Below are 13,796 nucleotides of genomic sequence, written 5' to 3'. Positions count from 1 at the left end.
GCGGCTAGCCGAGTGCCCGCAGGGCCGGCACGAAGGCGATGAGCACCGGGACCACCGGCACCAGGGCCGCCGCCGCGGTCAGCCGGAGGCGGCGGGCGGCGGTGAGCCGGGGCGTCGCGGTCAGCAGGCGGTTGACGCGCTGCGGCAGATCGGCGTCCGGGGCCGGGCCCGGGCCGAAGACGCCGCGGTCCTCGTTGAGTTCCACGAGCGCCAGGGCGACGGTCAGCCGGCCGAAGCGGCGCGAGGCCACGTCGTCCGCCGCCAGCTCCACCAGACGGTGCATCTCGCCGCGGAAGGCGGCGAAGACCGGAACCCCGGGGAAACCCTCGGCGAGCGCCGCCGAACAGTGCAGCAGCCAGTCGTGCCGCGCCCGGGCGTGCCCCTGCTCGTGCGCGAGCACCGCGTCGAGCTGACGGCCCTTGAGCCGGCGCAGCGCGGCCGTCGTGATGACCAGGCGCGGCGTCCCGCCGGGCAGCCACCAGGCGTCCGCCCGGTCACCCTCCAGGACCACCAGACGCGCGCTGCCGGACGGCTCCTCGCCGGGCAACAGCGGTGCCCGCACCAGGAGTTCGCCGCGCCGCCGCCTGCGGCGGGCCCGCGCCCGGCCGATCTCCCGGCCCAGCATCGCTCCCGTCCACACCCCGCCCGCGGCGAGCAGCACGGCGAGCACCGCCGACCAAGGCCGGTCGGTGCCCAGCTCGTACGCCTCGACCACGGCGCTCGGCGCGGGCGCGAAGACCTGGCCGCGCACGGCCTGCCAGGCCGCGGCCGCGCTGAACGTCATCGCCAGCGCGAAGCTCAGCAGCACCGCCGCCACGACGCACTGCCACACCCACAGCGCCACCACCGGTTCCCGCTCCACCCAGTCGGCCCGCGCCAGAAGCCGCGGGGCGACGGCGGAGGTCAGGACGCCGAGCGTGAGCAGCGCGAGGGAGACCGACATGGCGCCACCCTATGAGCGGGGTGCCGTGCGGGGGTACGGGCTTGCGGACCAAGTGACGCACGCCACGGTTCGGCCGCGGGGCCGGTGCGCCCGACCGCCGGTCCGCTCAGAGCGCGAGCAGCATCGCCAGCATCGCCAGCCCCATCGACAGCCGGCACACCAGCGTCAGCTCGGCGCCCGCGCCGGTCCCGCGCGCCGCGCCCCCCGCGCCCGGCGACCCCGTCACCGGAACGAGGCGCGCGCCCGAACGCAGCACGTACACACCGAAGTACGCGAGCAGCACCCCCGTCAGCACGGGTATGCCCCCGGTCGCGACGACCGCGCCGCCGTGACCCGCACCGTGCTCCCCGTGTGCCCCGTGCCCGCCCGGCCCTTCCGGCCCGGCGGCCATCGCCACCGCCATGTAGACCATCGCCAACGAGCCCACCAGATGATGCAGATGGTGCCCCCGGCGCAGCACCGCCGTGCGCAGGCCGAGCAGCGCCGCGCAGCCGAACACCACCGCGTACACCACCCAGCTCCACTCCGGCGGGGTCAGCACGGCCGCGGGCAGCGCCATCAGCGCCATCCCGAAACCCATCACGGCCTCGGCCCCGGCCGCCCTGCGCTCCTCGGCGGAGCCGCCGGTCCGCATCCGCAGCAGGCAGTACGCCCCGCTCGCGGCGCACAGCGCCACCAGCAGCCAGCCCGACAGCGCCGGTCCGTGCACGCCGCACACCCCCCTCCTCGCGGTCCTCACCGCCATGCATGCCCGGCCCCGCCGGACCCACGCGAGCGCACGGGCGCGCACAGGTGTACGAGGGGGGAGTGCGGGGCGCGCGTTAGGCTCGGGGGCGATCGCGTCCGCCGATCGCCCGCGCCCGAGGGGAGACCCGTACCGCATGGACACCGCCGCCCACCTCACCGGCACGCTCAACTACCGCGAGGCCGTCCTCGACGACGTCCCGGCGCTCGTCCCGCTCGTCGAGTCGGCCTACCGGGGCGACTCCAGCCGGGCCGGCTGGACCACCGAGGCGGACATCCTCCAGGGCCAGCGCACCGACCCGCAGGGCGTCACCGAGGTCATCACCACCCCGGGCAGCCGGCTCCTGGTGGTCGAGCGGGAGGGCGCGCTGGTGGCCTGCTGCCAGCTGGAGCACCGCGGCGAGGCCGCCTACTTCGGCATGTTCGCGGTCCGCCCCGAGCTCCAGGGCGCCGGTCTCGGCCGGCAGATCATCGCCGAGGCCGAGCGCCGGGTCCGCGAGCTGTGGGACGTGCGCGAGATGCACATGACGGTGATCTCGGTGCGCGAGGAGCTGATCGCCTGGTACGAGCGCCGCGGCTACCGCCGTACGGGCCGGATGAGCCCCTTCCCGTACGGCGACGACCGCTTCGGTGTGCCGCAGCGCGACGACCTGCAGTTCGAGCTCCTGGTCAAGGACCTCGTCTGAGCCGCACCCGGTGACCCAGGCCCTGTCCGGCGGATCATGGCCGGGGCCACCGGACGGGCCCTAGGCCGTGAAGCGGCCCGTGCGCCGGATCTCCGGCCGGTCCGTGGTCGCCCCGTCGAGCCCGAGGGCGCGCGCCAGGCGCAGGTCCTCCTGGGTGTTCACCACCCAGCCGACCACCCGCAGCCCCGCCGCGTGCGCCCGCTCCACGGTGTCCTGGGTGACGTGGCGGATGTTGAGCACCAGCGCCGTGGCCCCGACGGCGAGCGCGCGCGGCACCACCTCGTCCTGCCGCCGGTCGGCGACGAGCGCGGTGCGCGCGCCCGGGACCAGCTCGCGGATCTCCGCCAGGGCCTCGTCGTGGAAGGACAGCACCTCCACCCGTCCGGTCAGTTCCCGCTCGTTCAGCACCGCGGCGAGAGCCCGGGCCGCGCCGACGTCCTTGATCTCGGCCTGGATCGGCGCGCCGACCGCGGCCAGGACCTCCTCGAAGACGGGCACCCGCTCCCCTTCCCCGGCGTCCAGCTCGCGCAGCTCGGCGAGCGTCTTCGCGGCGATCGGCCCGCTGCCGTCGGTGGTGCGGTCCACGTCGGCGTCGTGCATGACGACGAGGGCGCCGTCCTTGCTGAGGTGGAGGTCGAGTTCGATGACGTCCATGCCCGCCTGCTCGGCGAGGACGAAGGAGCGCAGGGTGTTCTCGGGCGCGACGCCCATGACTCCGCGGTGACCGATGGTGAGGAAACTCAAGATCTTCTCGCTTCCGTCGTCGTCCGCTCCCGGCGCCGCCGGGGGCGGTTACGGCTCGGGCGCAGCCTAACGACTGGGCGCCGAACAGGAAGACGCCGCGCGGAACCCCGGATTTCTCGGCCTCAAACCCCGCCGCACAGGAAATTTATCGGTCACGGCAGGGGTCCACAGAAGAATTTTTCCCTCCCCTACTTGTGGGCGAGATCCCGCCATGCATACGCTGTGTTGACGCAAGGTTCTCCTGTGGAGGAAGAGGCATGACGGAAATTCTTGTGCAGGACGTGACCGGTGGGGGGATATCCGCCGACGCTCCGGTGATCGACCACCCTGCCTGGCCCGAGCTCAAGAATGCCGTGGAGGAGCTCCGCCCCTGGCAGAGCACGGACGGCTCCATCGACTTCGCGGCCGACGGCGCCCCGACCCGCGCACGGGCCGAGCAGACCGTGGAGCGCCTCGTCGCCGCGGTCGAGCAGCTCTCCCCGCTGGTCGCGCACGACGTCGCGTACCACCGCGCGCTCGTCGCCGACCTGCGGAAGTGGGTCGAGGGCGGCTTCGAGGTCCCGGACTTCCTGGACTCCCTCATGGAGTTCCACCCGGCCGCCGGCCGTGCCGACGGGCTGCAGCACCTCGTGCTCTTCCCGATGTACACGCAGAACGGCAACCCGGACCGCAACTTCGAGGCCGTCGTGCTGCGCATGGTCTGGCCCGAGTGGCTCTCCGAGCTCGAGGCGACCCGCTACGACAACCCGGGCTTCTGCGGCATCACCTTCGAGGACTTCACCGCCGGGTACGACACCAACTCGGCCGTCCTCTTCCCGGAGACCGTCGCCGTCCGCGAGGTCCCCGAGCGCTTCACCTGGGGCGGCATCTTCTGCGACCGCGAGGCCGCCCGCTTCCGCAAGGTGACCGAGGCCGCCGTCGACACCCTCGGCCTGAAGCTGCCGGCGGACATCGCCGCCATGCTCGGCGACCAGAAGCGCTGCGAGCAGGCGTTCGTGCTCTGGGACCTGGTCCACGACCGTGCCCACAGCCGCGGCGACCTGCCCTTCGACCCCTTCATGATCAAGCAGCGCCAGCCCTTCTGGATGTACGGCCTGGAGGAGCTCCGCTGCGACCTCACCGCCTTCAAGGAGGCCGTGAAGCTGGAGTCCGAGGGCAACGAGCACGGCCGTGACGTGCAGTACGCGGTCCTCTTCGACCGCATGTTCCGCTTCCCGCTCACCGGCGACCGCAACCGCAACTACGACGGTCTGGGCGGCCAGCTCCTCTTCGCGTACCTCCACAAGAACGACGTGGTGCGCTGGACGGACAACGTCCTCTCCATCGACTGGGAGCGCGCCCCCGAGGTCACCAACCGCCTCTGCTCCGAGATCGAGACCCTCTACCGCGACGGCATCGACCGTCCGAAGCTCGTGCACTGGTTCAAGGCGTACGAGTTCGTCTCCACCTACCTCGCCCCGCACCCGGGCTCGAAGTGGGCGAAGGGCCCCGACGCCCTCGACACCTCGCTCCCGCCGCGCAAGCTCGTCGACGACGTGCTTCCGGACGAGTTTCCGCTCAGCATGTTCTTTGAGGCCCTCTCCAAGAAGATGAAGGGCGTGATCGCCGACACCAAGGGCATCACCGCCGCCGACATGCCCGAGCGGGCCGCCGCGTGACCGAGGCTGCGCAGCACACGGAGGAGACGCCCATGAACGCCAACGGAAACGGCGGACCGCTGGACGGCGCCGTCATCGCGGTCGCGGGCGCGGCCGGCCCCGCGGGCCGTGCCACCCTCCTGCGGCTCGCCGAGGCGGGCGCAACCGTCGTCGCGTCCGACGCCGACCCGGCGCGGCTCGCGGAGGCGGTCGACGCCGCCCGCTACGCCCACGGCGGCGCCCGGGTCATCGGCGACACCGTCGACCTCCTCGACCTCGGCGCCACCCGGGAGTGGGCGTCGAAGACCGAGAAGGAGTTCGGCCGGATCGACGGCCTGGTCCACCTGGTCGGCGGCTGGCGCGGCAGCCAGTCCTTCGCCGAGACCGACCTCAAGGACTGGGACTTCCTGGAGAAGCTGCTGATCCGCACGGTCCAGCACACCTCCCTCGCCTTCCACGACGGCCTGCTGCGCAGCGGCGGCCGCGGCCGCTACGCCCTGGTCAGCCAGGTCGGCGCGCACAAGCCGCAGGCCAACAACGCCGCGTACAACGCGGGCAAGGCGGCGGCCGAGGCGTGGACCCTCGCCATGGCGGACTCGTTCCGCAAACTGGGGGGCGACGACGGCCCGCAGGCGGCGGCTGCCATCCTGGTGATCAAGGCACTGGTGCACGACGCCATGCGCGCCGAGCGCCCGAATGCGAAGTTCGCGGGCTTCACCGACGTCAAGGAACTGGCCGACGCCATCGCCGGACTCTGGGACGAGCCCGCACAGGAAGTGAATGGACAGCGCCTGTGGCTGACCCCCAAGCCGTGACCTCGGCCCTGGGCCCCAGGACCGACGCCCGTCGTCACCACGACCCGTCGGTCCGGGGCTTCGCCAGCGACAACTACGCCGGCGTCCACCCGGAGGTCCTCGCGGCCATCGCCCTCGCCAACGGCGGCCACCAGGTCGCCTACGGCGAGGACCAGTACACCGATCACCTGCAGCGGATCATGCACAGCCACTTCGGTCCCACGGCGGAGGCCTTCCCGGTCTTCAACGGGACCGGGGCGAACGTGACCGCGCTGCAGGCGCTCACCGACCGCTGGGGCGCGGTGATCTGCGCCGAGACCGCCCACATCAACGTGGACGAGGGCGGCGCCCCCGAGCGGATGGGCGGCCTCAAGCTGCTCACCGTGCCCACCCCGGACGGCAAGCTCACCCCCGAGCTGATCGACCGGCAGGCCTGGGGCTGGGAGGACGAGCACCGGGCGATGCCCCAGGTCGTCTCGATCACCCAGAACACCGAGCTCGGCACCGTCTACACGGTCGACGAGATCCGGGCCATCGTGGAGCACGCCCACTCCAAGGGCATGAAGGTGCACCTCGACGGCGCCCGGATAGCCAACGCGGCCGCGTCCCTGAACGTGCCGATGCGGGCGTTCACCAACGCGGTCGGCGTCGACGTCATCTCGTACGGCGGCACCAAGAACGGCATGATGTTCGGCGAGGCCGTGGTCGTCCTCAACCCGGACGCGGTCAGCCACATGAAGCACCTGCGCAAGCTGTCCATGCAGCTCGCCTCCAAGATGCGCTTCGTGTCGGTCCAGCTGGAGGCGCTGCTCGCCAAGGACCTGTGGCTGCGCAACGCCAGTCACGCCAACGCGATGGCCCGGCGCCTCGCGGCCGGCGTGCGGGGCGTGGACGGCGTGGAGATCCTCTACCCGGTGCAGGCGAACGCGGTCTTCGCGCGGCTTCCGCACGAGGTCAGCCGACGGCTGCAGGAGCGTTTCCGCTTCTACTTCTGGGACGAGAAGGCCGGCGACGTGCGCTGGATGTGCTCCTTCGACACCACGGAGGAAGACGTCGACGCCTTCCTCCAGGCGCTGAAGGAAGAGATGGCGCGCTAGCCACTCGATCACCGTATGACGACATGGCAATGCGGCCGGACGGAAAGTCACCGACTTCCGTCCGGCCGCATTTTTCATGCTCTCGCGTTCGCCGCCGGCGAGGCCGGCCGGGTCGCCCCCGACCGGCCCCGCCTCCGGCAGACGTTCACCAGGGAGCTGTGACGCCTACTGCTCGGCCTTCTCGGCGGCCTTGAGCTCCTCCGGCGTCGGCGCCGTGCCCCCGAGGTGGGCCGGCACCCACCAGGTGTCGTCCGCGTCCTTGGGCCGCACGGGGTACGCCCGCTGCGCCGCCTCCAGGAGTTCCTGGACGCGCCCGCGCAGCCGCCGGGTGATCGCCCCCGCGTACTGGTCGGCCGGCGCCTCCATCGGCTCGCCGACCCGGATCGTCACCGGGATGTGGCTGCGCCTGAAGTTGCGCGGCTTGCCCTTGGTCCAGATCCGCTGGGTGCCCCACAGCGCCATCGGGATGAGCGGCACGCCGGCCTCCTGCGCGAGCCGCGCCGCTCCCGACTTGAAGCTCTTCAGCGTGAACGACTGCGAGATCGTCGCCTCGGGGAACACGCCGACGATCTCGCCCGAGCGCAGCGCGCTGAGGGCGTGCTGGTAGGCGTGCTCGCCCTGGGCGCGGTCCACCGGGATGTGCTTCATCGCGCGCATCAGCGGACCCGACACCTTGTGCCGGAACACCGATTCCTTCGCCATGAAGCGCACCAGACGCTTCTGCGGCAGTGCGGCCAGACCGGTGAAGATGAAGTCCAGGTAGCTGATGTGGTTGCTCACCAGGACCGCGCCGCCCTGGCGCGGGATGTGCTCCGAACCCTGAGTGTCGATCTTCAGGTCCAGCGCCTTGAACATGGTGAGAGCGGCGCCGATGACCGGCCGATAGACGAGCTCTGCCATCTGGGAGGAACCCTTTCGTCTGTGCCTTGGGAGGGTTCTCCCGGCGAAGTTACGCGGCCGTAGGTTTTCGGCTTTGGGCAGATCGTGCCGCATGTGGGGGCTCGTGACCAGTCCAGACGCCTTCGTACGGGGAGATTCTCGTCACTCCCGGTGTTCGGCGGTGGGACCGGCGTGCGGGAATCGAACGTCTCCGTGGGACGCTGCACCTCGTGTGGAAGGACGAGAAGGGGCGGGCGCGATGACGGAGGTCCTGGGCGCGGCGGAGCTGGGCGCCGAGCTGGGGGAGCGGGCCACCCTGGTCCAGTTCTCCACCGCCTTCTGCCAGCCCTGCCGGGCCACCCGCCGGACCCTCGCCGACGTGGCGGCCCTGGTCGACGGCGTCGGCCACGTCGAGATCGACGCCGAGGAGCGGCTCGATCTCGTCCGCGCGCTCGGCATCGTCCGTACGCCCACGGTGCTCGTCCTCGACCGGGCGGGCCGGATCGTCCGCCGGGCCGCGGGCCAGCCCCGGAAGGCCGACGTCATCGCCGCCCTGGGCCGGGCCGTCTGACGCCGTGACACTTCTCCCACATGCCAATACGCACTTGACTGCACACGTCAACGATCGCCAGTCTGGCGTAATGGCTCCAGAACTCCTTCTCTACGGCCGGGTCCATGTGGACCTCGGCCGCACCGCGAGCGCGCGCTGTCCGGGTGTCTGACGAACCCGCGACCCCTCTCCCGCCGCTCCCGCAGAAGGACAACTCCATGACGGTCTCGCCCGAGCTCCGTACGCTCCCGACGATGTCCGACCTCACCTCCGTACCCGGTACCCCGATACCCGGTGCCCCGGCCGCTCCGGCCGTGCCCACCATCGGCGCCCCCCGCACCGGCTCGCCCGACCTGCTGCGCTCCGTCTTCCGGCAGCACGCCGCCGGCGTCGCCGTGATCACCGCCCACGGGGACCGGCCGGTCGGCTTCACCGCCACCTCCCTCAACTCCGTCGCCGCCGAACCGCCGCTGATCTCCTTCGGCGTGGGCACCGGCTCGTCCAGCTGGCCCGTGGTGGCCGAGGCCGAGCACATCGGCGTCCACATCCTCGGCGAGCACCAGCAGGAGCTGGCCGCCACCTTCGCCCGCAGCGGCGCCGACCGCTTCGGCGCGCCCACCCGCTGGAGCCGCGGCCCCGAGGGCGTCCCCGTCCTCGACGGCGTGCTCGCCTGGCTGGTGTGCCGCGTGGTCGCCCGCATCCCGGCCGGGGACCACCGGATCGTCATCGCGCAGGCCGTCGCCGGCGACCCGGACGGCGTGGGCCGTCCGCTCCTGTACCACCAGGGGCGCTTCAACGCGCTGCGCGACTGAGAGTTCCCGTACGGGCCCGCTCGGCGGCGTTGGCAAGGTCACATGGCTGAGCGCTTGCTCAGCGGTAACGAACTGGGTGTACTGGCGAGTAATATTTCGCTCGGGGCGCGGGCCGCAAGGCCCGGCCCCGACCGGAAACCCGCCCTTCAGGCGCCTATGCTGCGAGCAGCAACGCAGCCCAGTTATGACGATGCAGTAGGAGAGCCGGCGTGAGCTTGAGGATCGTTGTCTGTGTGAAGTACGTGCCGGACGCCACTGGCGACCGGAAGTTCGCCGACGACCTGACGGTCGACCGCGAGGACGTCGACGGCCTCCTTTCGGAGCTCGACGAGTACGCGGTCGAGCAGGCCCTGCAGATCGCCGAGGAGGCGGACGAGGCCGAGGTCACCGTGCTGACGGTCGGCCCGGAGGACGCCAAGGACGCCCTGCGCAAGGCGCTGTCCATGGGCGCCGACAAGGCCGTCCACGTCGAGGACGACGACCTGCACGGCACCGACGTCATGGGCACCTCGCTGGTGCTCGCCAAGGCCATCGAGAAGACCGGCTACGACCTGGTCATCGCCGGCATGGCCTCCACCGACGGCACCATGGGTGTCCTCCCGGCGATCCTGGCCGAGCGCCTGGGCGTCCCGCAGGTCACCCTGCTCTCCCAGGTCTCCGTCGAGGACGGTGTGGTGAAGGGCCGCCGCGACGGCGACACCGCCTCCGAGCAGCTGGAGGCGTCCCTCCCGGCCGTCGTCTCCGTGACGGACCAGTCGGGCGAGGCCCGCTACCCGTCCTTCAAGGGCATCATGGCCGCCAAGAAGAAGCCGGTGGAGTCCCTGGACCTCTCCGACCTCGACATCGAGGCCGACGAGGTCGGCCTGGAGGGTGCCTGGACCGCGGTCGACTCGGCGAACGAGCGTCCGGCGCGCAGCAAGGGCACGATCGTGACGGACGAGGGCGAGGGCGGCAAGCAGCTGGCCGAGTTCCTCGCGAGCCAGAAGTTCATCTAAGGCTCGCGCGAGCCCACCAGACCCGCCCCCTCTTCGTTCGCAGGAGATTGAAGTCCCATGGCTGAGATTCTCGTCTACGTCGACCACGTCGACGGAGCCGTCCGCAAGCCCACCCTGGAGCTGCTGACCCTGGCCCGCCGCCTCGGCGAGCCGGTCGCCGTCGCGCTCGGCAACGGCGCCGCCGACACCGCCGCCGTGCTCGCCGAGCACGGTGCCACCCGCGTCCTGACGGCCGAGGCCGCCGAGTTCGCCGACTACCTCGTCGTCCCGAAGGTGGAGGCCCTCCAGGCCGCGTACGAGGCCGTGTCGCCGGCCGCCGTGCTCGTCCCGTCCTCCGCCGAGGGCAAGGAGATCGCCGCCCGCCTCGCCGTCCGCATCGGTTCCGGCATCATCACCGACGCCGTGGACCTGGAGGCCGGTGCCGAGGGCCCGGTCGCGACGCAGTCCGCGTTCGCCGCCTCGTTCACCACCAAGTCCCGTGTCTCCAAGGGCACCCCGGTCATCACGGTCAAGCCGAACTCGGCTCCCGTCGAGGCCGCTCCGGCCGCCGGCGCGGTCGAGGCCCTCGCCGTCTCCTTCTCGGAGAAGGCGCACGGCACCAAGATCACCGCCCGCACCCCGCGCGAGTCGACCGGCCGCCCGGAGCTGACCGAGGCCGCGATCGTGGTCTCCGGCGGCCGTGGCGTCAACGGTGCCGAGAACTTCGGCGTCATCGAGGCGCTCGCCGACTCGCTCGGTGCCGCCGTCGGCGCCTCCCGCGCCGCCGTCGACGCCGGCTGGTACCCGCACTCCAACCAGGTCGGCCAGACCGGCAAGTCGGTCTCGCCGCAGCTGTACATCGCCTCCGGCATCTCCGGCGCGATCCAGCACCGCGCGGGCATGCAGACCTCGAAGACGATCGTCGCGATCAACAAGGACGCCGAGGCGCCGATCTTCGACCTCGTCGACTACGGCGTGGTGGGCGACCTCTTCGACGTCGTGCCGCAGCTGACCCAGGAGATCCAGGCTCGCAAGGGCTGATCTGCTGTTCCGTTCCGGTCCGGGGGCCGCGTGGTGATCTTCACCGCGCGGCCCCCGGCCGTTTCCGACCTGGTCCGACACGCGTCGGACACCCCTCGGACACCCATTGACGCGGATCCGGACCGACGATTAACTTCGCTATACGGATTGTTGATTCCGTGCAGCGGAAAACAGGAGGATGTGGGATGGGTCAGCAGGAGAAGGTGTCGACGAGCCTCGCGGGCGCGGTCAGCGAGGGCATCAGCGCCTCCCTCGCCACCGTGGACGCCGAGCTGGACCGTCGCTACCCGGGAGACCCCGGCACCCGCCAGCCCGTCCACACGGTCTACGTCCCGGGCAACGCCTTCGACGCCGGAACCATCCGCTCCTGGGGCGACCAGGCCCTGGCCGCCCTCGACGAGCACGCCCCCGACGCCGACACCTTCGCCCGCGTCCTCGGCCTCGCCGACGAGCTCGCCGAGGACGTCTACGGCCGCGTACGCGCCAAGCTGGAGCGCGAGCCCATCGAGGACCTCCGCGTCGACTTCGAGGACGGCTACGCCGGTACGGACGAGGACCACGACGCGGCCCGCGCCGCCCGCATCATCAGCGAGGCGTACGCGGACCTCTCCGCCGCCCCGTACATGGGCATCCGCATGAAGTGCATGGAGGCCGCCGTACGCGACCGCGGCATCCGCACCACCGACGTCTTCCTCACCGGCCTCATGGAGCACGGCGGCCTGCCCGACGGCCTCGTCCTCACCCTCCCCAAGGTCACCTACCCCGAGCAGGTCACCGCCTTCGTCCGGCTCCTCGAAGCCTTCGAGAAGGCGCACGGCCTCGAGGCCGGCCGCCTCGGCTTCGAGATCCAGATCGAGACCAGCCAGGCCATCCTCGCCGCCGACGGCACCGCCACCGTCGCCCGCATGATCGACGCCGCCGAGGGCCGCGCCACCGGCCTGCACTACGGCACCTTCGACTACAGCGCCTGCCTCGGCGTCTCCGCCGCCTACCAGGCCAGCGACCACCCGGCCGCCGACCACGCCAAGGCGATCATGCAGGTCGCGGCCGCCGGCACCGGCGTCCGCGTCTCCGACGGCTCCACCAACGTCCTGCCGGTCGGCCCCACCGCCCACGTCCACGAGGCGTGGAAGCTCCACTACGGCCTCACCCGCCGCGCCCTCGGCCGCGCCTACTACCAGGGCTGGGACATGCATCCCGGCCACATTCCGACCCGCTACGCGGCCGTCTTCGCCTTCTACCGCGAGGGCTTCGAGGCCGCCGCCAAGCGCCTCTCCGCGTACGCCAACCACGCCGGCGGCGACGTCATGGACGAGCCCGCCACGGCCAAGGCCCTCTCCTCCTACCTGCTGCGCGGCATCGACTGCGGCGCCCTGGACACGGCCGAGGTCGACGCCCTCACCGGGCTCACCCGCGCCGACCTCGACCGCTTCGCCGCCCCGCGCCGCGGCGACCTCACGGCGACCGAGCGCTAGGACCGCCCCGCCGGGCCCAAACGGTCAATTTTCCGCCAACTGCCCCGTACCCTGGACGAGTTCACAAGATCGTCGAGCTCGACAGGGAACGGGGCAGCGGTGTCTTCGGGGGAGAACGGGCGGCTCGCGGGCCGCTACAGAGTGGTGCGTCAACTCGGCCGCGGCGGCATGGGAGTCGTCTGGCAGGCCGTCGACGAGGTCCTCGGCCGCGAGGTGGCCGTCAAGGAGCTCCGCACCTACACGGACACGGCGGCCGCCGAACTCGCCGCCATGCGCCTGCGCATGCAGCGCGAGGCCCGCGCCGCCGCCCGGGTCCGCCATCCCGGGGTCGTCGCCGTCCACGACGTCACCGAACACGAGGGCCGGCCGGTCATCGTCATGGAACTCGTCGACGGGCGCTCGCTGGACGACATCCTCGCCGACCGGGGCCCGCTCGCCCCGGCCGAGGCCGCCCGCATCGGCGCCCGCGTCCTCGAAGCCCTCGCCGCCGCCCACGCGGCCGGCGTGACGCACCGGGACGTCAAGCCCGGCAACATCCTCCTCGAACGCTCGGGTCGCGTCGTCCTCACCGACTTCGGCATCGCCGCCCTGGAGGACCCCGCCGACGGCGCCTCCGCCCGCCTCACCGCGAGCGGCGACATCATCGGCTCCCTCGACTTCCTCTCCCCGGAACGCGCCCAGGGCGCCCCGCCGGCCCCCGCCGCCGACGTCTGGGCCCTCGGCGCCACCCTCTACGCCGCCGTCGAGGGCACCACCCCCTTCCGCCGCACCTCCACCTGGTCGACCCTCGCGGCCATCGTCACGGACCCGCTGCCCCCCGCGACCCGCGCGGGCGAGCTGGCCCCGGTCCTCGCCCGCCTCCTGGACAAGGACCCGGCGGCGCGCCCGGACGCGGCGGAGGCGGCGAGGCTAGTGGCCGCGGTGACGGAGGGGGCGCAGGGCAAGGCCTCGGGCGGAGCCTTCGGACCGCCGGTGGGGGCGCCGGACGGCGGGGCGTCGTACGGGCCGGGGCCGGCGGGGGCACCGAGCGGAGGCTTCGGGCCCCCGTCGGGGGCGTCGGCTCCGGTGTTCGGCACTCCAGGTGGGGCTGGGCCGTACGCCCCCGGTGCCGAGGGCATGGCGGGCCCGGGCGGTCCGGGGACGAGCGGCTACGGCGGGGAGTACGGGATGCCGGCACCCTCGGAAGCCGCCGGGGCCGGTCTTCCGGGCAGCCCCGGGCCGTTCGGGCCGGGGCCGGGAGCGGCGAGCCCGGGTGACATGGGGGCGTCCGCGTACGACCGCGAGTACGGGGCCGCGGGGGCCGGTGCGCCGCACGCCGCACCGGGGTCGTCGGGCGCCGAGCCCGGCTCGTACGGCGGGCCGTACGGGACCGGCCAGCCGGCGCTGCCCAGACGCGGGCCCGGCGGGATCTGGATCTCCT

14 protein-coding genes are annotated in these 13,796 nt (G+C 72.5%); 10 read left to right on the top strand and 4 right to left on the bottom strand.

Annotated elements, in window-relative coordinates; translation table 11 throughout:
• Positions 1-4 precede the first annotated feature (4 nt).
• Both ACWEV0_RS21505 and ACWEV0_RS21500 read right to left on the bottom strand, forming a co-directional pair.
• Positions 5-943, bottom strand: a complete 939-nt coding sequence (locus ACWEV0_RS21505) for a M56 family metallopeptidase (RefSeq protein WP_453150972.1) — start codon at positions 941-943, stop codon at positions 5-7.
• 106 nt (positions 944-1,049) lie between these two features.
• Complete coding sequence (locus tag ACWEV0_RS21500; RefSeq protein ID WP_453150971.1) at positions 1,050-1,652, bottom strand: DUF5134 domain-containing protein; 603 nt, start codon at positions 1,650-1,652, stop codon at positions 1,050-1,052.
• Between the two features lie 172 nt (positions 1,653-1,824).
• On the opposite strand from ACWEV0_RS21500, the gene ACWEV0_RS21495 reads away from it, so the two are divergent.
• Positions 1,825-2,373, top strand: coding sequence for a GNAT family N-acetyltransferase (locus ACWEV0_RS21495; protein ID WP_453150970.1), 549 nt, complete (start codon positions 1,825-1,827; stop codon positions 2,371-2,373).
• A gap of 60 nt (positions 2,374-2,433) precedes the next feature.
• Here ACWEV0_RS21495 and ACWEV0_RS21490 read toward each other — a convergent pair whose 3' ends face one another.
• Positions 2,434-3,117, bottom strand: coding sequence for a glycerophosphodiester phosphodiesterase (locus ACWEV0_RS21490; RefSeq protein WP_453150969.1), 684 nt, complete (start codon positions 3,115-3,117; stop codon positions 2,434-2,436).
• A 257-nt stretch (positions 3,118-3,374) separates the two neighbouring features.
• Between ACWEV0_RS21490 and ACWEV0_RS21485 the strand changes: the two genes are divergently transcribed.
• The 3 genes from ACWEV0_RS21485 to ACWEV0_RS21475 are packed head-to-tail and all read left to right on the top strand — an operon-like array spanning position 3,375 to position 6,645.
• On the top strand, positions 3,375-4,775 hold the full coding sequence (locus tag ACWEV0_RS21485) for a DUF6421 family protein (RefSeq protein ID WP_453150967.1): 1,401 nt from the start codon (positions 3,375-3,377) through the stop codon (positions 4,773-4,775).
• A 32-nt stretch (positions 4,776-4,807) separates the two neighbouring features.
• Entirely contained in the window at positions 4,808-5,569 is a 762-nt protein-coding gene (locus ACWEV0_RS21480) for an SDR family NAD(P)-dependent oxidoreductase (RefSeq protein WP_453150966.1), read from the top strand.
• Complete coding sequence (locus ACWEV0_RS21475; protein WP_453151002.1) at positions 5,566-6,645, top strand: threonine aldolase family protein; 1,080 nt, start codon at positions 5,566-5,568, stop codon at positions 6,643-6,645. Before ACWEV0_RS21480 ends, ACWEV0_RS21475 begins: the two co-directional genes overlap by 4 nt.
• Before the next feature lie 165 nt (positions 6,646-6,810).
• Here the strand turns inward: ACWEV0_RS21475 and ACWEV0_RS21470 are convergent, their stop codons facing one another.
• Entirely contained in the window at positions 6,811-7,545 is a 735-nt protein-coding gene (locus tag ACWEV0_RS21470; protein WP_453150965.1) for a lysophospholipid acyltransferase family protein, read from the bottom strand.
• A 238-nt stretch (positions 7,546-7,783) separates the two neighbouring features.
• On the opposite strand from ACWEV0_RS21470, the gene ACWEV0_RS21465 reads away from it, so the two are divergent.
• The 6 genes from ACWEV0_RS21465 to ACWEV0_RS21440 all read left to right on the top strand — a co-directional run.
• Complete coding sequence (locus ACWEV0_RS21465; protein ID WP_403788928.1) at positions 7,784-8,095, top strand: TlpA family protein disulfide reductase; 312 nt, start codon at positions 7,784-7,786, stop codon at positions 8,093-8,095.
• Positions 8,096-8,328: 233 nt separating this feature from the next.
• On the top strand, positions 8,329-8,886 hold the full coding sequence (locus ACWEV0_RS21460; RefSeq protein ID WP_453151001.1) for a flavin reductase family protein: 558 nt from the start codon (positions 8,329-8,331) through the stop codon (positions 8,884-8,886).
• Positions 8,887-9,095: 209 nt separating this feature from the next.
• Positions 9,096-9,881 carry an electron transfer flavoprotein subunit beta/FixA family protein gene (locus tag ACWEV0_RS21455; protein ID WP_453150964.1) on the top strand — a complete coding sequence of 262 codons (786 nt, stop codon included), beginning with the start codon at positions 9,096-9,098 and terminating at the stop codon, positions 9,879-9,881.
• Positions 9,882-9,938: 57 nt separating this feature from the next.
• Positions 9,939-10,901, top strand: coding sequence for an electron transfer flavoprotein subunit alpha/FixB family protein (locus ACWEV0_RS21450; RefSeq protein ID WP_453150963.1), 963 nt, complete (start codon positions 9,939-9,941; stop codon positions 10,899-10,901).
• A gap of 185 nt (positions 10,902-11,086) precedes the next feature.
• Positions 11,087-12,376 (top strand): DUF6986 family protein, encoded by a 1,290-nt coding sequence (locus ACWEV0_RS21445; protein WP_453150961.1) that lies wholly within the window; start codon positions 11,087-11,089, stop codon positions 12,374-12,376.
• 99 nt (positions 12,377-12,475) lie between these two features.
• Positions 12,476-13,796, top strand: a 1,321-nt coding sequence (locus tag ACWEV0_RS21440; protein WP_453150960.1) for a serine/threonine-protein kinase, incomplete at its 3' end; no start/stop codon positions are given.

This window comes from Streptomyces sp. NPDC003943 (assembly GCF_053605265.1).
Note: the sequence above shows the minus strand (reverse complement) of the source record. Positions and strands in the feature narration are given on the sequence as shown.

Coding starts and splice junctions, on each gene's coding strand:
- ACWEV0_RS21505 (WP_453150972.1), bottom strand. CDS start 943: ATGTCGGTCTCCCTCGCGCTGCTCACGCTCGGCGTCCTGACCTCCGCC.
- ACWEV0_RS21495 (WP_453150970.1), top strand. CDS start 1,825: ATGGACACCGCCGCCCACCTCACCGGCACGCTCAACTACCGCGAGGCC.
- ACWEV0_RS21485 (WP_453150967.1), top strand. CDS start 3,375: ATGACGGAAATTCTTGTGCAGGACGTGACCGGTGGGGGGATATCCGCC.
- ACWEV0_RS21480 (WP_453150966.1), top strand. CDS start 4,808: ATGAACGCCAACGGAAACGGCGGACCGCTGGACGGCGCCGTCATCGCG.
- ACWEV0_RS21470 (WP_453150965.1), bottom strand. CDS start 7,545: ATGGCAGAGCTCGTCTATCGGCCGGTCATCGGCGCCGCTCTCACCATG.
- ACWEV0_RS21465 (WP_403788928.1), top strand. CDS start 7,784: ATGACGGAGGTCCTGGGCGCGGCGGAGCTGGGCGCCGAGCTGGGGGAG.
- ACWEV0_RS21460 (WP_453151001.1), top strand. CDS start 8,329: ATGTCCGACCTCACCTCCGTACCCGGTACCCCGATACCCGGTGCCCCG.
- ACWEV0_RS21450 (WP_453150963.1), top strand. CDS start 9,939: ATGGCTGAGATTCTCGTCTACGTCGACCACGTCGACGGAGCCGTCCGC.
- ACWEV0_RS21445 (WP_453150961.1), top strand. CDS start 11,087: ATGGGTCAGCAGGAGAAGGTGTCGACGAGCCTCGCGGGCGCGGTCAGC.